This window comes from Geomonas azotofigens (genome assembly GCF_018919395.1).
Taxonomy (GTDB): Bacteria; Desulfobacterota; Desulfuromonadia; order Geobacterales; family Geobacteraceae; genus Geomonas; species Geomonas azotofigens.
This window is the reverse complement of record NZ_JAHLME010000001.1, coordinates 865,930-889,453: the sequence shown is the minus strand read 5'-3', so window position 1 is coordinate 889,453 and position 23,524 is coordinate 865,930. Positions and strand designations below refer to the sequence as shown.

14 protein-coding genes, 1 tRNA gene and 1 riboswitch are annotated in these 23,524 nt (G+C 62.9%); of the genes, 10 read left to right on the top strand and 5 right to left on the bottom strand.

What is annotated here, in order from left to right; translation table 11 throughout:
• The first annotated feature begins 112 nt into the window (after positions 1-112).
• Positions 113-189 (top strand) — tRNA-Pro (locus KOL99_RS03885).
• 918 nt (positions 190-1,107) lie between these two features.
• Here KOL99_RS03885 and KOL99_RS03880 read toward each other — a convergent pair.
• Positions 1,108-1,734 (bottom strand): fibronectin type III domain-containing protein, encoded by a 627-nt coding sequence (locus tag KOL99_RS03880; RefSeq protein WP_216509158.1) that lies wholly within the window; start codon positions 1,732-1,734, stop codon positions 1,108-1,110.
• Between the two features lie 450 nt (positions 1,735-2,184).
• Positions 2,185-2,261, top strand: a riboswitch (cyclic di-GMP riboswitch).
• Between the two features lie 150 nt (positions 2,262-2,411).
• On the opposite strand from KOL99_RS03880, the gene KOL99_RS21745 reads away from it, so the two are divergent.
• Positions 2,412-5,381: an IPT/TIG domain-containing protein gene (locus KOL99_RS21745; protein WP_216509157.1), complete on the top strand. Its 2,970-nt coding sequence runs from the start codon at positions 2,412-2,414 to the stop codon at positions 5,379-5,381.
• Between the two features lie 107 nt (positions 5,382-5,488).
• On the opposite strand, the gene ltrA is transcribed toward KOL99_RS21745, so the two are convergent.
• Entirely contained in the window at positions 5,489-6,784 is a 1,296-nt protein-coding gene (ltrA, locus tag KOL99_RS03870) for a group II intron reverse transcriptase/maturase (RefSeq protein WP_236025754.1), read from the bottom strand.
• Between the two features lie 913 nt (positions 6,785-7,697).
• Here ltrA and KOL99_RS03865 point away from each other — a divergent pair.
• The 3 genes from KOL99_RS03865 to KOL99_RS03855 all read left to right on the top strand — a co-directional run bounded on the left by KOL99_RS03865 (position 7,698) and on the right by KOL99_RS03855 (position 12,635).
• Positions 7,698-11,495, top strand: coding sequence for a chemotaxis protein CheB (locus tag KOL99_RS03865; protein ID WP_216509155.1), 3,798 nt, complete (start codon positions 7,698-7,700; stop codon positions 11,493-11,495).
• A gap of 293 nt (positions 11,496-11,788) precedes the next feature.
• Complete coding sequence (locus KOL99_RS03860; protein ID WP_216509154.1) at positions 11,789-12,133, top strand: hypothetical protein; 345 nt, start codon at positions 11,789-11,791, stop codon at positions 12,131-12,133.
• Between the two features lie 73 nt (positions 12,134-12,206).
• Complete coding sequence (locus KOL99_RS03855; RefSeq protein WP_216509153.1) at positions 12,207-12,635, top strand: cytochrome c3 family protein; 429 nt, start codon at positions 12,207-12,209, stop codon at positions 12,633-12,635.
• A 191-nt stretch (positions 12,636-12,826) separates the two neighbouring features.
• On the opposite strand, the gene KOL99_RS03850 is transcribed toward KOL99_RS03855, so the two are convergent.
• Positions 12,827-14,473, bottom strand: coding sequence for a methyl-accepting chemotaxis protein (locus KOL99_RS03850; protein WP_216509152.1), 1,647 nt, complete (start codon positions 14,471-14,473; stop codon positions 12,827-12,829).
• Between the two features lie 380 nt (positions 14,474-14,853).
• Here KOL99_RS03850 and tsaA point away from each other — a divergent pair, with 380 nt between their 5' ends.
• Complete coding sequence (gene tsaA / locus KOL99_RS03845) at positions 14,854-15,372, top strand: tRNA (N6-threonylcarbamoyladenosine(37)-N6)-methyltransferase TrmO (RefSeq protein ID WP_216509151.1); 519 nt, start codon at positions 14,854-14,856, stop codon at positions 15,370-15,372.
• Here tsaA and KOL99_RS03840 read toward each other — a convergent pair.
• Entirely contained in the window at positions 15,339-15,704 is a 366-nt protein-coding gene (locus KOL99_RS03840; protein ID WP_216509150.1) for a TSCPD domain-containing protein, read from the bottom strand. The two genes, tsaA and KOL99_RS03840, sit on opposite strands and share 34 nt — an antisense overlap.
• Before the next feature lie 156 nt (positions 15,705-15,860).
• On the opposite strand from KOL99_RS03840, the gene KOL99_RS03835 reads away from it, so the two are divergent.
• Together KOL99_RS03835 and KOL99_RS03830 are read left to right on the top strand one after the other, a co-directional pair.
• Complete coding sequence (locus tag KOL99_RS03835; RefSeq protein WP_216509149.1) at positions 15,861-17,084, top strand: multiheme c-type cytochrome; 1,224 nt, start codon at positions 15,861-15,863, stop codon at positions 17,082-17,084.
• Between the two features lie 187 nt (positions 17,085-17,271).
• Complete coding sequence (locus KOL99_RS03830) at positions 17,272-17,691, top strand: hypothetical protein (RefSeq protein ID WP_216509148.1); 420 nt, start codon at positions 17,272-17,274, stop codon at positions 17,689-17,691.
• 89 nt (positions 17,692-17,780) lie between these two features.
• Here KOL99_RS03830 and KOL99_RS03825 read toward each other — a convergent pair whose 3' ends face one another.
• Entirely contained in the window at positions 17,781-17,948 is a 168-nt protein-coding gene (locus KOL99_RS03825) for a hypothetical protein (RefSeq protein WP_216509147.1), read from the bottom strand.
• Between the two features lie 150 nt (positions 17,949-18,098).
• On the opposite strand from KOL99_RS03825, the gene KOL99_RS03820 reads away from it, so the two are divergent.
• Together KOL99_RS03820 and KOL99_RS03815 are read left to right on the top strand one after the other, a co-directional pair.
• Positions 18,099-20,837, top strand: coding sequence for a phosphoenolpyruvate carboxylase (locus KOL99_RS03820; RefSeq protein ID WP_216509146.1), 2,739 nt, complete (start codon positions 18,099-18,101; stop codon positions 20,835-20,837).
• A 173-nt stretch (positions 20,838-21,010) separates the two neighbouring features.
• Positions 21,011-23,434, top strand: coding sequence for a methyl-accepting chemotaxis protein (locus KOL99_RS03815; RefSeq protein ID WP_216509145.1), 2,424 nt, complete (start codon positions 21,011-21,013; stop codon positions 23,432-23,434).
• The last annotated feature ends 90 nt before the right edge of the window (positions 23,435-23,524 follow it).

Sequence of the window (23,524 nt, the reverse complement as noted above, 5' to 3'; positions counted from 1 at the left end):
CAGAGATAGCGGAACGTGGATATTTTACCTTTCACCTGTTCTTAGTGCTTGACAAGCCGCGTCCAATACTGATATATCTCTCCTCCTGATTGACCCGTCAGAGTTTCAGAGCCGGAATGTAGCGCAGCCTGGTAGCGCACCTGCTTCGGGAGCAGGGGGTCGGAGGTTCGAATCCTCTCATTCCGACCATCTATTGAAAAGGCCCTTGGAGAAATCCAAGGGCCTTTTTCGTTGCCGCTCCGGTCCGCCTCCGGTCCGCGAAGGATTCTCCTTGCAGTTGTTGGGGAGTTTCTCCTACCCCTCTCTCCCTACCGTGCAACCCCGCCGTCAAGCAACCTGACCTGCAAGCTATCTCCCGCCCCCACCCAGTCCCACTCGTACCTACGGCGGGGCAGCCCCGCCAGCATTCATCCGGGGGCAGCGGGAAAATCCCCGATCCCACTGTAGGCGATCGTTTACCCAGAGCCCCGCTGTGCCCGTCCCCCCCTGCCGAGAACCCTCCCCGCACCCCCTTCCGCATCCTGTAGCTTCCACCAGATATTAGCTCCTTGGCGTGATGGCAGACCAAGGGGCGTACCAGCGCATCCCCTGGGTACCGCACCTACGCCGACTACAAGGTTCGACAGGAGGTAACGTGAGGGTTTTGTACGACGAGAAGGAGGTCGCGGAGATGTCGGAGACACCGGCATATCTAGCCCTGAAGTTAATCAAGATAAAATGTTACGAAATTTGTGCACGTGAGGAGGAGGGTTGGCCAACTTAAGACAAGAGTTAACGGCAAAAGTTGTGCAAGTTCGGACAAGAGCTGACAAACCTACGGCAAGGGTTGGGCAAATCAGGAGAAGAGTTCACCAACTCAGGTCGAGAGTTATGCAACATAAGACAAAAGATGCCCAAGTTCGGAGAAAAGTTATGCACCTTTTTGGGAAACTTCCGGTACTTCGTGGGGGACTTACGCTACTCGCGCTACGACAAGGCCAGATAGGTGAAGTGATCACCAGTGCCGTAAGGAGGAATGCCCTTGTGAGGGGAAGGAGAAGTCGCGTGAAATGGAAGGCCACCACGTCGAAATGTGAGTTCCGCGTGGTGGCCATGGTGGGAAGGGATCTAGATCGCCATCATGCCTACAAAGTTCGACCAGGGGCTGTTCCCGCCGGAAAGTACCGCCCTGATCCTGAAGTAGTACATTCTGCCGGGTGTCAGCCCGGTAATTTCGATATGGTTCACCCGCGTGGAGTGTGTGTGGTATCTCCAGTTGCTTTCTACCATCGGATCACCGTCGCAGACCCAGATTTCGTAGTTCTTGGCACCTTTGACGCTACCTGCCCGCGCAATCAGGGACAGCCCCTTGTAGACCAGCCTCAGGTTTTCAGGCGAGGAGAAATGGTTCGTGAGGGACCGTTTGGTCGGGGTGGGAGCGGTGATGCCAAGACTCTGTGGGATGCTCGGGTCGCGGCTGCCAGTCAACTGAACCAACCCGTGGAACACACCAAGATGGTTGTTGGTATCCTTCCGGGCAGCATCAAGTTCCCCCTCCTTCTCGCGATTCCCCCCCAGAACCTCTGCGAATAGGGCCCGGTGGCGATCATGCACCGTTTTCATCTTCCCTAACTCGGGCATGAATGTCGATATCCGTTCAAGGATGGTGGGATCGTTGTCCAACGTGGTGATCAACTCCCCCAGTGTGCGAATCGAGGATTCGTCGTTTGTGCCAGAGTCGGTTTTTTTCGCCATGTCGGCACCTCCGTTTTAGTATTAAAACATACTAACTTAAAAAGTAGCAACATGTCAGAAAAAAGCAACTCTTCCAGCGGCGGAAAATCCCCAGGCGATATAGAAACAAAATGCTGCCGCCGTGCCGGGTGATGATGGAATGGCTCGATGCCAGCCCCAGCCCGGTCCCTTTTGGATGATGACGGTTTCTGCGATTGGCAGAAGCACCTATGATAGCAATAGGTTCGAAAATGGGTTGCGATTTAGCAACATTCCGTTGGGAAATTTATAATCATATATAGACAAATCTGCATAAAAAAATTGTTTACTGGTCTACTGCAACATGCTACCTTTTCGTCACTTTTTATCCTGACTCAGTTGACGCTCCCTCTATGAGAGCCCGGAAAGGCTCGGAGCTTGGCACGTCACAGAAGCTTATTCAGCCTCTATCGCAGCACCATACAATCAGATAGACGATAATACTAAACCACCCGCGAGGGTGGGGCGGAAAGCCCATAGGGTCTCACCGAGACAGCCGGGTTGCCGAAATATCTCACGATATCGAAGCAACCCGGTTTTTTTGTGCGCACACCCGGAGTTGTTCACGGTAAGCGGGATGTCCCCGCTCATCCAAAGGAAGTCCCGGGGGCGCCTGCCGCCGGGAAGGACAACGAAGCTTTTCGCAAGAAGGAGGTTTCATGAAACAAACCCGCCTGGTATTCATCGTCGCACTCTGTTGCCTCGCCCTCTCCGGGCTCATGTCGCAGGCCTTCGGGGCCAGCGCCGCCATTCTCGGCTGGAACAACCTGGGCATGCACTGCATGGACAGCGATTACTCCGTCTTTTCCATCCTCCCCCCCTACAACACCATCGAGGCACAGCTCCTCGTGGGTGGCAAGCTGGTCCAAAGCGGCGCGGGCTACACGCTGAGCTACGAGGCCGTCGCCGACCCCGACGGGTCCATCAACTCGACGTCCATCGGCAAGGGGAACTGGGGACAGTTCGCCAACGCCCTCTACGGCCTGCCGGCCTCGGCCAGCGCCGACAACGGCCTGGTCGGCTGGAATATGCCCGGCCTTGCCAACGTCCCGCAGCAGATGAAGTTCGAAACCTACAACTCCCCGGCCGCAGGGGTCGCGACCCCGGTCAACTGGTTCCGCGCCGAGGGGATCCCGCTGACGCCGATCGACGACAAGGGGAACAAGAACTCCTACCCGCTCATGCGCCTGGTGGCGCGCGACGCCAGCAACACGGTGATCGCCAAGAGCGACATCGTGCTTCCGGTATCCGATGAGATGGATTGCAGCGCCTGCCACAGCTCCGGGACCATGGCTGCGGCCCAACCCGCCGCCGGGTGGGTCTTCGCCCCCACCAAGGACCGCGATTACCGCCTCAACATCATCCGCCTGCACGACGAGCAGCAGTTCGCCCAAAACGGCGCCCTCTATAATGACGCCCTCGCCGCCAAGGGGCTCGACCCGAAGGGACTCTACGCCACCGTGGCTGCCGGCAGACCGATTGTCTGCGCGGCCTGCCATGCCTCCGAGGCCCTCGGGACCGCCAGCTTCGCGAGCGCCAACGGCTCCGTGCCGCCGCTCACCTCGTCCATGCACACCCTGCACGCCTCCGTGCAGGACCCGATCCTCAACGTCACCCTGAACGACGCCACCAACCGGAACGCCTGCTACCGCTGTCACCCCGGCTCGGCCACGCGCTGCCTGCGCGGCGCCATGGGGAGCGCCATCGCCGCCGACGGCTCCATGGCCATGCAGTGCCAGAGCTGCCACGGCAGCATGGCGCAGGTCGGCTCCAGCTCCAGGGTCGGCTGGTTCATGGAACCCAACTGCCAGAGCTGTCATACCGGCACCGCCGTCAAGAACAGCGGGCAGATCCGGTATACCAGCGCCTTGGACAGCACCGGCTTGCCGCGTGTCCCCGCCGACCAGACCTTCGCCACCAGCGCCGACACCCCGGCTCCGGGGCTGTCGCTGTACCGCTTCTCCGTCGGCCACGGCGGGTTGCAGTGTTCGGCCTGCCACGGCTCCACCCATGCCGAATTCCCCTCGTCGCAGCGCAACGACAACATCAGGAACGTCCAGCTCCAGGGGCACGGCGGCACCACCGTCGAGTGCACCGCCTGCCACGCCACGACGCCCACCACCGCCAACGGCGGTCCGCACGGCATGCACCCGGTCGGCCAGAGCTGGGTAAGCGGGCACCATGACATGATCAGCTCGGTCGGGGTCGCCTCGTGCAAGGCCTGCCACGGCGCCGACTACCGGGGCACCGTCCTCTCCAGGATGCAGGCGAACCGCACCATGAGTCTCGGCGACTTCGGCAGCCAGTCCTTCTTCCGCGGCGCCACCATAGGCTGCTACACCTGCCACCTCGGACCCTCAAACTCCGGGTTCAACAGCGCGACCGCCCCCACGGTCGGCAACGTAACCGGGTCCGGGGTGGCGGGGGTCCCGGTCAGCATGACCATCCCGGTAACCGGGACCAACGCCGTCCTGCGCATCGTGAGCCAGCCGGCCAACGGCACCGTCGGCCTTGCCAACGGCATTGCCACCTACTTCCCCGGTGACGGCTTCACCGGAACGGACACCTTCACCTTCGCGGCCTACGACGGCGCCAAGAACTCCAACCTCGGTACCGGCACGGTCACCATCGCCCCCGGCGCCCCGGTCATCACCCAGAACCCTGCCAGCGTCACGGTAGCGGCCGGGTCGGCGGCGAGCTTCACCGTCGCCGCCTCGGGCAGCGCCACCTTGAGCTACCAATGGTTCAAAAACGGGACCGCCATTGCCGGCGCGACCACGCCCGTCCTCTCCATCGCCTCGGCCAGTTCCGCCAATGCCGGTTCGTACTACGCCGTCGTCAGCAACAGCGCCGGGTCGGCCACCAGCACCGTCGCGGTCCTCACCGTGGTCTACCCCGCCCCCGCCATCAGCGGCTTCACCCCCGCCTCCGGGCCCGCCGGGACCGTGGTCACCATCAACGGCGCCAACCTGGTCGGGGTGAGCCAGGTCAGGTTCAACGGCGTCAGCGCGAGCTTCAGCGAGGTCTCCGCGACGCAGCTCAGCGCCATCGTGCCGCAAGGCGCCACCACCGGCCCCGTCAGCGTCACCACTGCCAACGGCACCGCCACCAGTACGGGCTCCTTCAACGTGACGGGCACCCCGGTCATCTCGAGTTTCACCCCGGGCTACGGCGGCGTCGGGACCGCGGTCACCGTCACCGGCGCCAACTTCACCGGCGCCACCAGCGTCAAGTTCAACGGCGTCAGCGCCCCCTTCACGGTGATCTCGGGGACCACCCTGGTCACCGGCGTCCCCGCCGGGGCCACCAGCGGCCGGATCACGGTCACAACTGCCGCCGGCAGCGCAACCAGCAGCTCCAGCTTCTCGGTCTCTGCCAAGAGCGTCGCTCCGCGCATCAAGAGCTTCTCGCCCAGCTCCGGCAAGGTGGGAACTGTCATCACCGTGACCGGCAGCAACCTTGGGGGCATTACGTCGGCCCGGATCGGCGGCGTGAGCGCGCCGTTCAAGGTCGTCTCGGCCGGATCCGTACTGCTGACGGTCCCGACCGGTGCCAAGACCGGCAGGATCTCGGTCACCACAGCGGGCGGCACCGGCACGTCCAGTTCCAACTTCACCGTATTGCCCTAGCACGATCACCGGACCGGAGGGACCCCGGTCCGCAGCATCGGGTAGGAGGCGGGATTACTCCCGCCGTCCTCCCACACCACCGTGCGTACGGTTCCGTACACGGCGGTTCACGTTGAACGCTCGAAGCGGTGGAACTGAGATAGAAGTGATATCAGTCCCAGTTTCGTGAAGTAAGATCTATCAAAGGCTTGATTCATGTGCGAGGCTCCTGAGTTCCACCAGGGGCCTCGTCCATTTTGGGCGCTCATCCACGCCCGTTCCTCCGACAGGCCTCGTTGTATCAGCTTCCTGGCTCTGGTCGAGGGACGCTTCCACTGCCGCCACATGATGCAGCGCAGCTTCCGGCGCAGCCAGCCATCGACCTCTTCAAACGGTTTCTTCACTTGAGACAGCTTGAAGTAGGTGGACCACCCACGCAGAACTGGCGTGAGTTCTTCGATGACCCGCTTTACGTTGCGTCCTCTTCCTTTCCTGCCTATTTCTCGTAGCTTGGATTTGAGCCGCTCCAACGACTTCCCCCCTACTTTGATCTGGGGCGTGCGATGGTTGCTCATGCCGTACCCGAGAAACTGCCGGTTCCAGGGACGATCAACCGCGCTCTTCGCTTGGTTGACCGTAAGCTTCAGCCGCGTTTCTAGGAACATGGTCAGCGAGGACATCACTCTTTGCGCGGAGCGCTTGGTGCGAACGTACACGTTCGCATCGTCGGCGTACCGACAAAAGGAGTGCCCGCGTTTCTCCAGTTCCTTATCAAGTTCGTCCAGAAGGATGTTCGACAACAGAGGGGATAACGGCCCTCCCTGCGGTGTCCCTTCACTTCTAGGGGAGATAATGCCCCCCTCGAACAGGCCGGCTTGCAGGTATCTGCGGATCAGCAACAGTACCCGCTTGTCTTTAACCTTGCGGGCCACACGCGACATCAATATGTCATGGTTCACCCGGTCAAAGAACTGTGCAAGGTCGATATCGACCACCCATCGCAGCCCTGATGCTACGTGGCTACGTGCTGCCTTTACAGCGTGATGAGCACTCTTTCCGGGCCGAAACCCATAGGAGCTTGCAGAGAAGCCAGTTTCAAACAACGGCCCCAGTTCCTGATACAACGCCTGCTGAATGAGGCGGTCAACCACGGTCGGGATTCCCAACATCCTCACGCCTCCCCCCGGCTTTGGAATTTCTACCTTCCGCACCGGTTGAGGTTGATACCGTCCCGTCAACAGTTCTTCCTTCATGCGAGGCCATTCCCGCTGTAGGTACTCCTTCAAACGACCGGTGGTCATCCCATCGACGCCAGCCGCCCCTTTGTTAGATACCACCCGGTTCAGAGCCTTCATCATGTTGCCGCGGCTGACCACTTCTTCCATCAACCGCTCTTCCGCCTCGGGCCAGTCGATCTCTGTCATTGCCGTGACGCCCGATGCACCGACACCATACTCTTGGGGCTTCCGGCCCCTACCCTTTGATTCGGCCCCCGATCTCCCATTCGAGGCTTCTGCCTTTTCTCGCGTCATCGAAACTTCAGGCTCCTGTCCGTTTCATCGTGTTCGGCCCTTTGCCGGTCGGTTGTTCCAGCTCGTATGGCCTCTGCTGACTTCTGCCGAACTTCAGGTGATCTGTTCCCAGGTCTCCATGCCCCGGGATTTCGCCCAGTGCGGAGCGGCAGATCTCCCCGGGTAATGCGCGTGACCTTCATCCCATATACCCGCCGCATATACACCCGCACCTTCCTGGATGGTTATTGGGCTTTGAAGATTTGCGCCTCCTCGCCCAGATGCGACTGCCTCGTATGCGATTTCTGTACGTCGGGCCGGGACTTTGCCTGCGGCTTCCTTCAGATTCCGGGTCGCCCCGGACACCCTTGCCGTTCGGCTAATGGTTCCCACCATCAGGGTCCATAGAGGACTTGCACCTCCAAGTCACCAATCAGCCACCATAGCTGAATGGATGGCGCTTGCGCGCCACGCGCCCTGCCGGGCGCACGCAAAAAAGAGCCCCCGGCGTCCAGCCGGGGGCTCTTTTCGTTTCGTGTTATCCTTGGCGGCCTCAGAGATCGGTGAGCGCCGGGTCCGGCAGCGGGGCCCCGCAGCGCCGGGAAAACGTGGAAAACGCCCTGGGTTTTTTCTGACCACACGTGCCATTGACAATCATTGGCGGTCGCGGTCTAATGAGATATAAAAGATCCTCTTCAACCCATGCAAAAGGAGAACAATCCCAGGGAATAGCCCTTGATCATGGACTTTCAGCTATTTGATCCTTCAGAATTTCAATGGTCCTCCCGGGGGCTTTGCTTGATTTTCAATAGTGGAGGGTATGGCCATGAAAAAAACAACCAACAGCACGTCCGCCGCCTCCAAGACCAAGCCGTCTTTCGTCGTCGGCCTCGGGGCATCCGCCGGCGGGCTCGCAGCATTAGAAAAGTTCTTCGGCACCATGCCGCCCAACAGCGGCATGGCCTTCGTGGTGATCCAGCACCTCTCCCCCGATTTCAAGAGCCTGATGGATGACCTTCTGGCCCGCCACACCAAGATGTCCATCCACCGCGTCACCAACGGCATCACGCTGCGCAGCAACTCCATCTACCTGATACCCTCAAAAACGCACATGACGGTCTCGAAAGGAAAGCTCTACCTCACCGAGCTTTTGCCGGCGCAGCACTCCGAACTCCCCATCGACGTCTTCCTGCGCTCCCTCGCCGAGGACGCGGGGCCACAGGCGATCGCGGTGATCCTGTCGGGGACCGGCACCGACGGTTCGCGCGGCGTCCGCGACATCCACGATGCCGGAGGCCTGGTGCTGGTACAGACAGTCGATTCGGCCCAGTTCGACGGCATGCCCCGCAGCGCCATCGCCACCGGGTTTTGCGACCTGATGCTCGATCCCGAGGAGATGCCGGCCGCCATCATGCGCTACGCCCGCACCCCGCCCGAGGAGCGGCGCCAGGCGTTGTACGGCTACCTGGCCGACGACCAGTACAACGGCGAGTACCAGCAGATCTTCGCGCTGTTGAAAAGCCAGTACAGCATCGACTTCTCCAAGTACAAGCCGCCGACCATCACGCGCCGCATCCAGAGGCGGATGGAGTTCTGCCACCTGGGCGAGTCGACGGCGTACGCGGCGCTTCTCGCCCGGGACCCGGAGGAGCTCGATGCGCTGTACCGCGACCTGCTGATCGGGGTCACCGAGTTCTTCCGGGACCCCAAGGCCTTCAAGGTGCTGGAGGACGTCGTCATTCCCGAGATCCTGCGGGGGCGCAAGGAGCACGACGAGGTCAGGATCTGGTCGGCGGGGTGCGCCACCGGGGAAGAGGCCTACACGCTCGCCATCCTCTTCACCGAAAAGGCGCAGGAACTCGGCTTCACCGGCAAGATCACCATCTTCGCCACCGACGCGCACCGAAAATCGATCGAGATCGCCTCGCACGGCACATACGAGGCGCAGCGCCTGAGGAACATGTCCAAGGAGCGCCTGCTCCACTTCTGCCACCACGAGGGGGGGCACTACCACATGAGTCCGGCGTTGCGCAAGATGATCGTCTTCGCGACCCACAACCTGATCAGCGATCCACCCTTCACCAGGATGGACCTGATCTGCTGCCGTAACCTCCTCATCTACCTCGAGCCGGCCACCCAGGAGAAGGTATTGGCACTGTTCAGCTTCGCCCTGCGCAGCAAGGGGTTCATGTTCCTTGGCAGCAGCGAGGGGATCGGCAAGCGCTCCGGCCAGTTCGAGACCGTGGACAGCCCGTCCAAGATGTTCCGCAAGACCCACGACCTCCGCTTCGCCGCCGAGCTCGATATCGCCAACGTCCCGGCCCGGCCGGCCCTGCCGGTCCTGCAGCGCATCGAGCGCCCCTCGGTGACCATGGACCGCCAGCTCTTGAACGACTACGACCTCCTGCTCGGCCAGTACATGCCCTGCGGCGTCCTGGTCAACGAGAAACGCCAGATCCTGCATCACTTCGGGGACGCCTCGTCGTTTCTGAAACCGCCCACCGGGCGCTACGAGAACGACATCCTGGGGCTGGTCGACGACGCGCTCCGGATACCGCTGAGCACCGCCTTCCATCGCGCCGAGAAGGCCAAGACCGACATCATCATGAAGAAGATCATCATGCAGGTCGGCGAGGAGAAGAAGCGCTTCGACCTGCTGGTACGCCCGCTTCCGGACCGCAAGGCGCAACTCACCCACTTTTTCATTTCCTTCGCCCCCTCCATGGCGACGCCGCAACCGGCGCGTGACGAGGAGCAGGAGGGCGCCACCGCCGAACTCGCCTCCGAGCATGTCAGGCAACGCATGATGGAACTCGAGGGTGAGCTGCAGGCCGTGAAGGAGAGCCTCAGCACCACCATCGAGGAGCTGCAGACCTCGAACGAGGAACTCCAGGCGACCAACGAGGAGCTGCTGGCCAGTAACGAGGAGCTGCAGAGCACCAACGAGGAACTGCACTCGGTGAACGAGGAACTCTACACGGTGAACTCCGAGTTCGAGCTGAAGAACAAGGAGCTGCTGCAGCTCAACCGCGACCACGACAACCTCCTCTCCAGCCTGGAAGTCGGCCTCGTTTTCCTGGACCAGAACCTGCGCATCCGGAAATACAATTCCTCACTGGAGCGGATCTTCAAGCTGCTGCCGCAGGATATCGGGCGCCCCATCGACCACATCGCGTACCACCTCACCCACCAGCAGTCGATGCTCGAGGACGCGAAGACGGTCCTCAGGACCGGGCAGCACGTTGAGAAGGAAGATTGCACCAGCGACGGCCTGTGGTTTTTAAACCGCATCTTCCCGTTCCGGACCGAGTCGGGCTCGGTGGACGGGGTGGTGCTCACCTTCACCGACATCACCGCGCTGAAGCGCGCCGAGCAGGCGGTCCATCTCTCCAACCGCGAGCTGGAGCGCAAGGTGGACGAGCGCACCCAGGAACTCAGGCTGGCCAAGGAATCCGCCGACAAGGCGAACATCGCCAAGAGCCTGTTCCTGGCCAACATGAGCCATGAAATCCGCACGCCGATCAATGGCATCCTGGGGGTGGTGCAGCTCCTGGAGATGACGCCGCTCACCGCCGAACAGCGCGATTTTCTGAAAACGATGCAGCAGGCGACCGGCAACCTGCTCGCCATCATCGACGACATCCTCGACTTCTCGAAGATCGAGGCAGGAAAAATCGGCATCACCAACGAGCGCTTCGTCCTGAGCGAGATCATGGACGAGACGCTGCGCGTGCACACCCCGCGGCTTCTGGCCAAGGGGCTGCAGCTCGACTGCACGCCGCTGGACGCGCTGCAACTGGCGCTGGTCGGCGACCCGCTGCGCTTGAAACAGGTGCTCTCCAACCTGTTGTCCAACGCCATCAAGTTCACCGAGCAGGGGGTGATCTCGCTGCAGGTGGAGACCTCCCCGGCAGGCCCGGGGCAGTTGCGGCTCCACTTCATCATCGCCGACACCGGGATCGGCCTGGAACCGGCGATGGCCGAGCACCTGTTCGAGCCCTTCACCCAGGCGGACGACTCCATCACCCGCAAGTTCGGCGGCACCGGCCTGGGGCTCGCCATCTGCAAGCAGCTGGTGGAACTCATGGGAGGGACGATCTGGCTGGCCAGCAAGCCCGAGCGCGGCGCGGTATTCCACTTCACGGTGGTGTGCCAGGTTGCAAAGAGCGCGGTAACCGGGGCGACGGAACTGAAAGGGGATGCCCCCTCGCCCCACCGCGACAACGCCCTCAAGATCCTCCTCGCCGAGGATGACGCGGTCAGCCGGGAGCTGTTGACCCAGATGCTGAAGCGGTCGGGGCACCAGCCCACGGTGGTCGCCAACGGGCGCCAGGCGCTTTCCCGCGTGGCCCAGGAAGCATTCGACGTCATCCTGATGGACATCTCGATGCCCGACATCGACGGGCTGAGCGCGACGCAGGCCATCCGGCAACTGCCTGAGGACAACCCCAACCGCGAAGTCCCGGTCTTCGCCCTCACCGCCCACGTCATGGGTGAAGCCCACGAGCGCTTCCTGGCGGGCGGGGTGACCCAGGTGATCACCAAGCCGGTGGACTTCAAGGCGCTCAGGGAAGTACTGGACCAGTACAGCCAAGCCTCGGAATCGGCCGGGGCGCAGGGATGAGCCGCGCAGCGCGCGGCCCCTGGGGGAGAGGCACCGCCATTCACGAGAACGGCCCTTGGCAGCTAGCCAGGGGCCGTTTGCTGTTCAGCCTTCAGAGCATGGAGAAAGGTATCAGAACCTGAACAGGCACCAGCGACCAATTGTGCAGCATCTGAACAGATGCGCGAAGGCGACGTCCCGCCAGCACGCTAACCACCCGTAAAGACAGCAGTTATATTCCGGACATTTCTTGTCCGCTTGGCACCCTCCTTGTACTGGTCCAGGTATCTACCGAACCGGTACAGGAGCCAGCCATGACAACCACCAAGCACCTCAAAGCGGCGCTTTTAGCGATAAGCACCCTCTCCCTGCTCACCATCATCTCTCCCCCCTTCACCGCGACGGCGCATGCCGACGACTCGGACCCGACCGAGCCGCGCGGCAAGTGCCCCTACTCGCTGCAGCTGCAAAAGTCGGTCGAAGCCCAGAGGGCGTACCTGGTGAAAGTGGAGCGGGCCAAGGCCAGTAACCCGATCGCCTCTCCCGAGGAGGTCGCCGGCAGTAGCGTGAAAGAGCCCACGGAGATGACGGAACAGCTCTCGGTGGCGTGGCTCTCCTTCTCGTGGGGTTCCGCCAGCGGCGCCGGGGCTGTCCATTGAGCCGGCGGCAGCCTCTAAAGAAATGGCAGGGGTCCGCCGATAAGAGACGACATCACGTGCACGGGAGGAAACAATGTCGAATGGTTTGAAAGATGCCGCGCTGATCGCTTTCGCGGCGGCACTGCTTGTCGTGGGGGTGGTCACCGCTCCGGACGCTCCGGCCGCGGCCCCGCCGCAGATCGATCCGCTTTCCAAGGAGTGCATCGGCTGCCACGACGGCGCCTCAGGCCCAGACATCAAGGTCAACCTGCGCAACAACCCCTCGGGACATGGGTCGCACGTGCACTCTTTCGACGGCGAACACCCCATCGGCATGATCTACCAAAGCTACGTCGACATGAAACCGGGCTACAAGCCGATCTCGGCCCAGGAGCGCAACATGATCATGGTCAACGGCGCCGTCGGGTGCCTCACCTGCCATGACCCGCTCAACCCCGCCAAGGGGCACCTCATCAAGAGCGACAAAAACAGCGCGCTCTGCCTCACCTGCCACGACAAGTAGAACGCGCAGCGCCTCACGCTAACAAGAAAGCCCCCTGGCGAAGCCGGGGGGCTTTTCGTTGTTCGTCCGTGAATTCCGGGGACACGCGGCTACCGTCCCCCTCCCCTTGCGGGAGGGGGAGTCTGGAGCGCTCGTTTCCCGGGATCCCCGATGAACCTTTTCGTCGCGTAGTCGGCTGCACCCGGAGGCCGTTAGCCGTTGGCGGCCCAATCCCTCGCGGCCGCAGCCTCGTCGCTGACGCTGCTATCCTGCACAAGCCCCGCACCATTGCTCGAAGACCTGGTGAGCTTGCTGCTGCGGAAAGCCACCGCACGCGGAGAGTGCCCGCCCTTATCCGCGGACCTGAAAAAGGCGATGCTCGCCTGCAGCGTTTCGGCTTCCGTACTCAGTTCCGCCGCCGTCGCGGCCATCTCCGCACTGGCACTGGCGTTCTTCTCGATGATCTCGTTCAGCTGCTGGACCGCCCCGTTGATCTGCCGGGTGCCGGCTTCCTGCTCCTTGCAGGAGGCGGAAATCTCCTGCACGAGCTCGGCCGTTTTCTCGATATTGGGAACCATCTCCACGAGCATCTGCCCCGCCCTCTCGGCGACCTCGACGCTGGTGAAGGAAAGCCCGCTGATCTGCACCGCCGCGGCCTGGCTCCTCTCGGCCAGCTTGCGCACCTCGGCGGCGACCACCGCGAACCCCTTGCCGTGCTCGCCCGCGCGCGCGGCCTCGATGGCCGCGTTGAGCGCCAGCAGGTTGGTCTGCCGGGCGATCTCCTCGATGACGCTGATCTTGCCGGTGATCTCCCGCATCGCCTCCACGGTCCGCTGCACAGCGGCGCCGCTCTCCTTGGCCTCGACCGCGTTCTTCACCGCGATCTTCTCGGTCTGGGCGGCATTGGCCGCGTTGCTGCTGATGTTCATATCCATCTGCTTGAGACTGCTGGAGAGTTCGTCGGCCGCCGTGGCCTGCGTCGCGGCACCGTCGCTCATCTCCTGGGATCCGCCCGCGAGCGTCTGGCTCCCCGCAACCACGTGGTCGGAGGCGGCGCGCACCCCCGTCACCACCTGGCCCAACCGCCCCACCATCTCGTTGAGCGCCTCGATCAGCTGGCCCACTTCATCCCTTTGGCGCAGATTCAGGCTCTGCGTCAGGTCTCCAGCCGACACCGCCTTGGCGAAGTCCACCCCCTTGCGAAGCGGGCCGCTGATCAGCCCCGCGATGACCAGCCCCAGGCCGATGGCGAGCAGTATGCCGGCCACACCCGCCGCCGCCATCATGTTGGTGGCCGAGTCGGCGACCCTCGTGTTCTCATCCGAGGCGAGCTGGGCCTGTGTCAACTTCGCCTGCACCAGGCGGTCGATCACCTCCTGGTAGTGCATGGCGGCCTTCCTGCCGGCACCGTTGAGGACCGCGCGCGCCTCTTCATCCTTGTTGGCCTCCGCCAGGGCGATCACCTTCTCGATCTGCTGTCCGTATTCCACCCTGACCATCTTGTACTCTTCGAGAAGCTCGCGCTCTTTTTGCGTCTCGATGTTCTTTTCCACGGCCTTGACGTTGTCCCCGATCTCGGCCCGGATGCTTTTTATCGACGCGACGATCCTTTTCTTTTCCTCCGGGTCCCCCGTTTCGACGAGCTCGCGCAGGCTTATCCGCACCCGCTGGAACCCGACCGCCATCTCGCCGATATCCCCGAGAGGGACGGTAATCTTCTGGTACAGCCATCTATCGACCGCCCCGATCCCGCGTATCTTACTGATGCCGATCCAGCTGATGCCGCCGGCAATCATGGCAAGTAGCAAAAAACCACCGACAAGCTTTAACCTGATCTGCAGATCGAGAAACCACCGCATGTATTCCTCCCTGGTCACGAAGCTCTCTGTCCCGTGGTTGCAAAGACAGTGTGACAAGGGTTATCGGTCACCGTATGTGTTTCCTTGAGTCATCATTTTCACAACATAGGCATGTCACTAAAAAACAACAATTTCTTTTGCCAAGTACTTCTTTCAGCCGCACAGATACAGTGATGTGCGGCGCCTGACGCCGGCGCCCGCACCTGCCTTGACAATGGCGGCGTTTTTCATTAGGGTACCGACCAAGGTAGCCGCGGGGCGAGGTTACCGGACCGGACTCCCCCCCCTCCTCCGTCGCGACAAGAAAAGCCCTGGCTGCCGCCGAGGGCTTTTTCGTTTTCGCTCCGGTTCCACTCACAGTAAAGGAAACGTCACGCCGCATGATTCAAGAGCAATGCTTCACCTATCGCCCGATTGGCCTTTTGCGATCCCCCTATTCCCGCCGCATAGACGCACCGCACCAAAGCACCGTGGTGACCGGGACCGAAACCGGCGACTTCGCCACGGCCACCCTCGAAATCGAGGAGTGGTTGGACGAAAGGACCATTCAGGACCTGGGCGGCTTCCAGAGACTTTGGCTGATCTTCGCCTTCCACCGCAGCGAGGGGTGGAAAAGCAACGTGAAACCGCCGCGCGGGGGGCCGAAGCGGGGGGTCCTGGCGACACGATCCCCCCACCGTCCCAACTCCATCGGGCTGTCGGCCGTTGAACTGGTGCGGGTGGAGGGAAAGACGCTGCACCTGCGCGGGGTGGACCTGCTGGACGGGACGCCGGTCCTGGACATCAAGCCCTACGTCCCCTACGCGGACGCTTTTCCCGATTCCAGGGCCGGTTGGATAGACGAGATGGATGCCAAGGTCGGTCGCTATTTCGCACCCGGCCCGCGCAGGCCCAGGTGATCGGAGGAAGCGGCGCCCGCTGCATCCACCACCTCCCGCAGCGCCTCGGATACCGCGTTCATGCAGGTGTCCTTCCCGTAGTAGCAGCCGATTCCCCCCAGGGCCTTCACCGCCTCCCGGGGGTCGAGGCCCGACCGCAGTCCATAGGAGAGTATCCTGGTGAGCCCGTCGAAGACGGCGGCTCCGCAATGGCCGGCCTTGCCGAAGCGGACGAAGATCTCGAAGGGGGCCCCCTTCCGGTCCATGGTCACCGTCACGTAGATCCTGCCGCAGTGGGTCTCTTTCTGGAAGGTGACGCTGGCAAGGGACCCGGGACGTGCCTTCTTTTTCATGACTGCCCCCTCTCACAAAGGTAGGTTCGCGACGCCTGATAGTATATCCGCAGCCGCGGCGCCGTTTACGGTTTTTTGACCTACATCAAGGAATTCCTCCCGGGCATGTGGTTTACATGTGCCCTGTTTATTCACTTATCAAGGGGAGGAAATTGCATGATTCATGGTTTGAAGAAACTGGGAGGGGCGCTGGCGCTGGTGCTGATGCTGGCAGGGGCGGCCTTCGCCGGGAAGAGCAACTGTATCACCTGTCACGAGAAGGTGACGCCCAACATCGTCAAGGATTTCCTGTCCGGTGAGATGGGCAAGAGCGGCAGCGTCGACTGCTCCAGCTGCCACGGCACCGCCCACCAGAGCGCCAAAGACGTCGCCAAGGTGACCATGCCCACCGAGAAGACCTGCAAGGAGTGCCACACCAAGCAGCACGACCAGTACGCCTCCGGCAAACACGCCGTTGCCTGGGTGGCCATGGACGCCATGCCGACCAACAAGATCCAGCCCCACGCCTACATCCAGGGGATGAAGGGTTGCGGCGGCTGCCACAAGGTCGGTATCCGCGACGAGAAATCGCGCGCCGATGGGCAGTACGGCTCCCCCTGCAACTCCTGCCATACCCGCCACAAGTTCAGCAAGGCCGAGGCCAGGAAGCCGGAAGCCTGCCGCACCTGCCACATGGGCTTCGATCACCCGCAGTGGGAGATGTGGTCCAACTCCAAGCACGGCTCCATCTACCAGATGGAAGGTGACACCGGCCGCGCGCCCACCTGCCAGACCTGCCACATGGGCGACGGCGACCACAACGTGATGACCTCCTGGGGCTTCCTGGCCCTGCGTCTGCCGGAAGAAGACGCCGAGTGGATGGGCTACCGCGTCACCATCCTGAAAGGTCTGGGCGTACTCGACCCGGCGGGCAAGCCGACCGGCCGCCTGGAACTGGTCAAGGCGGGCAAGGTGGCGCGCCTGACCAAGGAGGAGTGGCAGGCGTCCCGTGACAAGATGATCGGCATCTGCAGCAAGTGCCACAGCGCGACCTACGCCAAGACCCAGCTCGGTAACGCCGACCAGATGATCAAAGAAGCGGACAAGCTGATGGCGGAGGCGATCACCATCGTCGCCGGGCTTTACGAGAAAGGGATCATCAAGCCGCAGCAGGGGCAGCCGGCCTACCCGGACCTGCTCACCTTCTACGACACCAGGACCCCGATCGAGCAGACCCTGTACGTGATGTTCCTGGAGCACCGCATGCGTGCCTTCCAGGGGGCGTTCCACATGAACCCCGACTACGTCACCTGGTACGGCCTGGCCGAGCTGCAGAAGGACCTGGTTGAGATCAGGACCGAGGCGGCTGCCATGACCCGCGAGTCCGGGCACAAGAAGTAATCGGAACACAGGTCAAGTGAGAGGGCGGGGCGTCGCGAGGCGCCCCGCCTTTTTGTCGCAGTCGGCATGGGAGTTATTATAAGTGCAGCGCCTAAAATACCCGAGTTGCCCGCCGTTACAATTGCGTTAGACTCGAAGAGTCTCACGCGCTCTTTGACAAGCGCCCCATCTTAAACGGAGGTGACTTATGCTGAAAAAACTCGCTTTGACAGTGATGATGCTTTCCATGATCACCGCCTGTGCGTCCACCCGCACGAAACTAGACGCCAACCCCGCCTATGCCTCCCACCAATTCAGCAATCATGAAGTTGCCATCGCGTGGAAGGCACAGGAAACCGCCCAAGGGGTCAGGATCGACGGCACGGTGCAAAACGTCCGTCAGGATCTCCCCTACACCTCGCTGCAACTCACCGCGAAGCTGCTGGACTCCAAAGGCAAAGTCATGGCCAAAGAAACAAAGGCCTTCAGCGGACGCTTCGCCGGCACCGAACCCTTTACCATCGAGATCCCGGTGGCAAACAAGGAATGTCTCGACGAGTTGGACTTTTCATATTCGTTCGGGCACGATGAAGACTTCTACAAAGGTGGCTTCCGCAGCGTCCCGTAAACCCGCTGCGCCCCTTTTTCCAAAGCAAAAGGCCCTGGGTTCAAACGAGCTCAGGGCCTTTTTTTATCCTCTGCGATCATGCGCTTTGTCTAGTGCTGGCCGTGGTGCCTCCACCCTTTCCAGTGGCCCCAGTGAGCATGCTCCCCGTTGCGGAAGGCCTTTATCGAACCTGCTATGACTCCGATAGGAATCAGCACCAGCCAGACGGTAAGGATGATCGCTACGATCGTCAGGAATATCAGCAATAGCGTGTTCATAAATCTCCTCCTTTTCCCTCCTTAATGACACGATAGCACAGGCACTTACACATGAACAAGAGGACGGAGCGCCCGTTTGCAGAACAAGATTATCGGGTATCATTCATCTCTGTGCCCCCACAGCACGGGGACAGGCAAGGAGGAGTCGTCATGCCCGACACCGGCACAGCCATACCCGAAAAACTGCAGCGCGACCTGGACTACCTGATGGAGTGCCTGGCCGAGATGTTCAGCGGCCTGGGAGAGTCGCAGCTCGCCGCCTGCCTCCCCAAGTCCGGATCGATGGCCCCCTCCGAGGATTGCAAGTTCGTCCGGGCCTGGTCCATCGCGTTCCAGTTGCTCAGCATGGCCGAGGAGAACTTCGCGGTGCAGACGCGGCGTGGGGTGGAGACGAGCCAGGGGCTGGTGGCCGAGCCCGGGCTTTGGGGGCGGGTGCTGGAAAAGTTGAGCCGCGGCGGCGTGCCGCAGGAGCAGATCGCGGACCTCTTGGGACAGATCAGGGTCGAGCCGGTGCTGACCGCGCACCCCACCGAAGCGAAGCGGGCCTCGGTGCTGCGGCACCTGCGCGAGCTCTACCTCCTGCTGGTCAAGCGCGAGAACACGGTCTGGACCCCCCTGGAACGGGACGAGATCCGGGAGGAGATCGTGACCATGCTGGAGCGGCTGTGGCGCACCGGCGAGATCCACCTGGAGAAACCCCAGATCCTGAACGAGCTCGCCGCCATCATCTACCACCTGCGCGAAATCTTCCCCCGGGTGATCCCGATCCTGGACAAGAGGATCTGCCGCGCCTGGCGCGAGGCGGGACTGACGCGGCCGCTCTCGCCGCTCACCGACTGCCTGCCCCGGGTCTCCTTCAGCACCTGGGTGGGGGGAGACCGGGACGGCCACCCGCTGGTGACCGCCGAGGTCACCGCGGCCACCCTCGGGGAGCTGAGGCTGAACGCCCTCATGCTGATCCACGGCCAGCTCACCACCTTGGGGAGCCGGCTCAGCATCTCGCGGCTGCTGCTCCCCCCTCCCCCGGAACTCTCCCGGCGGCTCGAACAGCTGGCCGCCCCCACCGGCACAGTTGGGCTCGAGGCGCTCCGGCGCAACCCCGAAGAGCCGTGGCGCCAGATGGTGAACCTGATGAAGGCGAAGCTGCCGGTGGACGTCACCGGCAAGGAGGAGGCCCTCTGCGGCGACTCCGGTTCCCGCTACTGCCGCTCCCAGGAGCTCGAGGAAGACCTGCGCCTGCTCCGGGACACCCTGGTGGCGACGGGGGCCAGACGGCTCGCCCTCGCCGATGTGGTGCCGGTGCTGCGCAGCGTGGAGGTGTTCGGCTTCCACCTGGCCTCCCTGGATATCAGGCAGAACAGCGCCTTCCACGACAAGGCGGTGGAGCAGTTGATGGCGGCGGCCGGAATGGCGGAACGAGGCTTCTCCCAGTGGCGAGAACCGCAACGACTCGCCTTCCTGGACCGTGAGCTCGCCTCGCCCCGCCCGTTCCTGCTCCCCGACGCCAGGCCCGGCAGGGAAGCGCAAAGCGTGATCAGCTGCTACCGGGTGCTGGCGACCCAGATCCAGAACTACGGGCCCGAATCGCTGGGTGCCCTCATCGTCAGCATGACCCGCTCGCTCTCTGACCTCCTGGTGGTCTACCTCCTGGCGCGGGAGGCGGGCCTGGTGCTGCCGACGGCGCAGGGACTGGTCTGCCAGCTCCCCGTGGTCCCCCTCTTCGAGACCATCGACGACCTGACCGGCAGCGCCGCCATCCTCAACGATTTTCTCGAACATCCGGTGACCCGGCGCACCCTGGCGCACCTGTGCGGGGAGCGGCCGGTGCAGCAGGTCATGGTAGGCTACAGCGACAGCAACAAGGACGGCGGGATCATGGCGAGCCTGTGGGGCCTCTACCGGGCACAGGAGGCGATGGTGGCGGTCGGGCGGCGCCAGGGGGTGCGGCTGCGCTTCTTCCACGGCCGAGGGGGCACCATCAGCCGGGGGGCGGGCCCCACCAGCCGCTTCCTGCGCGGCCTGCCCGAGGGGTCGGCCGCGGGGGACCTGCGCCTGACCGAACAGGGCGAGGTGATCTCGCAAAAGTACTCCAACCCGCTCAACGCCGCCTACCACCTCGAACTGTTGCTGGCGGGGACCGCCGGAGTCAGCATCCCCCAGCGCGGCGGCCCCGGTCCGGGACACCCGCTCGAACCGGTCATGGACCGCCTCGCCGAGCGAAGCCGCACGGCCTACCAGCAGCTACTCAACCGCCCGGGGTTCCTCGACTTTTTCCGGCAGGCCACCCCGATCGACGTCATCGAGGCCAGCAGCATAGGCTCCCGCCCCGCGCGCCGCACCGCCCAGGCGACCCTGGGGGACCTCCGCGCCATCCCCTGGGTCTTCAGCTGGAGCCAGGCGCGCTACTTCCTCTCCGGCTGGTACGGCATCGGTTTCGCCCTCGAAGAGCTCATGCACCAGGACGCACCCCTGTTCGGCGAGTTGGTGCGCAACTGCCAGAGCTGGACCGTGCTCCACTACATCATCAGCAACGCAGCCACCAGCGTCGCCAGCGCCAACCTGCAGATCATGCGCAGCTACGCCGAGCTGGTACGCGACGAGGCGATCCGGGAGCCGGTCTTCTCCGCCATCAGCGACGAGTACCAACGCACCGTCAGGATGCTGGAGGAGATCTACGGCGGTTCCCTGGCCGAGCGGCGGGCCGCCGTGCACAGCTCGCTGGCCCGCCGCGAGGACGCGCTCAAGGTACTGCACGAACGCCAGATCGCCCTGCTGCGCCAGTGGCGCCAGGACTCCGGCCGACAGGACACCGCGATCTCGGGCGGGCTCTTGTTCCGGCTCCTGGAAACGGTGAACGCCATCGCCGCCGGGCTTGGCACCACCGGCTGACCCTTCCCTCCCCCCTAGGGAGAATCCGCACCAGCCCCGTCTTTATTACCCATCAAACATGTGACGACCATACCTCAAGAAACCAGCGGGTTATGCCGAATAGCCGTATTGCCTGTGCGACAATATCCAGCTTCTCACTAACTTTTTTTGCCGCGCGGACAAGGAGCCTTAGCATGACCATCAAATCGAAGTTGATCCTCAACGCCGGCATTATCCTGTTGGCAGTCGCCGCTGTCTCCGTCGCCAGCTTCCTCAGCATGAGCTCCATCAGGGGAAAGCTCTCCTACCTCACCGAGAAAAGCACCCCGTTCCAGCTGCGCACCATGGAGTTCCAGCGGGCGCTGCAGGGGGCGACGGCAGACCTGGTCAAAGTGGCCGCGGCCCGTAACGAGGCGGAATTTGCCGTGGCGAAGAAAGAGGCGGAAAAAGCGCTGGCCGAGGTACAAGGCGCGCAGGAGAAACTGGAGGCCGTCTCCGGTGAGAAGCTGGAGGCGTCGGCGGAATTCGGCAGCATCGCCCAGGAACTCTACACCGTTATGACCGGGCGCTTGGCTACGGAGCGGGAATCGGCGCAGGCCCACACCCTGATCCTGCAAAAAGGGCAGGAGACGAGCACCCGGCTCCAGGATTTGGAGACCAAGGTCAGCGTGCTGCAGCGCTCCAGTTCGTCCGCCTACGCCAGCGCCAACGACGAGGCGGACAAGACCTCGAAGAATATCGCCAGCATCGAGACGCTCAAGGTCTCCCTCAAGGAGCTGAGGTTCCTCCTCTACGACATGCAGCGGGCCCCGGAGAAGAAGCAGATCTTCAGCCTGTACGCGAGCACGCTGAAGAAAGTCCAGCAAAACAGCAACATCCGCCACAACAAGCGGATCGGCGGCCAGTTCGCCAATTTCACAGCGAAGGCGGAGTCGCTGACCAAGACCCTGGCCGAAGGAGGCGACCCGCGCCGGGGGGAAGCACAACTGAAGGAGGCGCTCGATGCCCTGAGCGAGGTGGACGACGAGATCGAGGACGAGGTGGACAAGGCACAACTGCAGGTGGGGAAACTATCGGGCAAACTCCCCGGCTACCTGTCCCGCGCCAACGCCGCGGTCGACGTCCTCTCCATCAACACCGAACTGGTCTCACTGGGCAAGTCGCTCGAGGGGCTCTCCGGGCGCCTGTTCTTCGCCAACACCCCCGGGGAACTCGATGCGGTCGCCGCTGAATTCGATCAGCGCTACGCGCGCTTGGTGCAGGTAGAGAAATCGGTTGCCGCGCAACTGAAGGCGGCGGGGGCCCAAAGCGAACTGCGCATACTAAGCGGCGTGACCGCCTCCCTGGCCGGCATACGCGCCACGGTGTTCGCACAAGACGGTATCCTGGCCAAGCTGCGCCAGAAGATGCAGTTCCAGGAGAAGGCGGAACGGGGATCGGCCCGACTGCGGGAGGTGGTGGCGAAGCAGGCGGAGATGGGGAAGAAGACCGTTTCCACAGCGCAGGAGGGGCAGGAACAGGCGATCGGGACCGTGAACCGGACCATACGCTTCAGCATGACCCTGATCCTCGTCATCGCGGTGTGCACCGGCCTTTTGGGCAACCTGGTCGGCATGTGGATCTTCCGGAGCATCTCCCGTCCCATTCAGCAGCTGACCGCCCTGGCGGAACAGGCGGCGGAAGGGAACCTGGCCGTCAGCATCGCCGCGGACCGCAAGGACGAAATCGGGCGCGTCCAGATTGCCATGTCGCGCATGCTGGCGAGCCTTAGGAACGTGGTGGGGAAGATCGGCGACGCCACCAGCACCCTCGCCAGCAGTTCCGAGCAGATGGCCGCCACGGCGGGTGTCCTTGAGGACGGAGCGGCACGCCAGGCGCACCGGGTGGAGGAGTCGGCGCTCTCCATGTCCCAGATGACGGCCACCACCGTCGACATGGCCCAGAACGCCTCGGCCACCGCCGGCGCCGCCGACACCATGAAGGAGATCGCGGTTGCCGGGAAGCAGGCGATGCAGCAGACCACCGAGCAGCTGCAGCGCTTCGCGGAGACCTTCGCCGAAACCGCGGGTATGGTGGAACAGCTGAGCGGCCAGTCGGCGCAGATCTGCGAAATCGGGGTGCTGATCCGGGACATCGCCGACCAGACCAACCTCCTGGCGCTCAACGCGGCCATCGAGGCGGCGCGCGCCGGGGAGCAGGGGAGGGGCTTCGCCGTGGTCGCCGACAACGTCAGGGAACTCGCCGAACGGACCGCGGCGGCCACCGCCGAAATCGACCACACCGTGAGAGCCATGCAGGACAGCGTGAACCGGTCGGTGCGCAAGATGAGCGAGGAACGCACCTCGGTCGACACCATCATGAACCGGGTGCAGGGGACCGAAGAGGCCATAGACCGGATCGCCACCTACGTGGAGCAGGTGCACGAGATGGTCCGGCGCATCGCGGTCGCGACCGAGGAGCAATCGGCGACCAGTATCGAGGTCGGCCAGAACGTGGACGAGATCGCGGGGCTCACCCGGGAACTCCGTTCCGCCTGCAGCGGGATCCGGGAATCCTCCGCCGGACTTTCCTGCCTGGCCGGGGAACTGAAAGGGATGGTGGAGTGGTTCAGGGTCTGACATCGATCTGCGATCTAAAAAAGCGAAGGCCCCCTTGCTTCTGCCAGGGGGCCTTTTGCATTGCCGCTGGTTGGGAAAAAAATCCCCGGG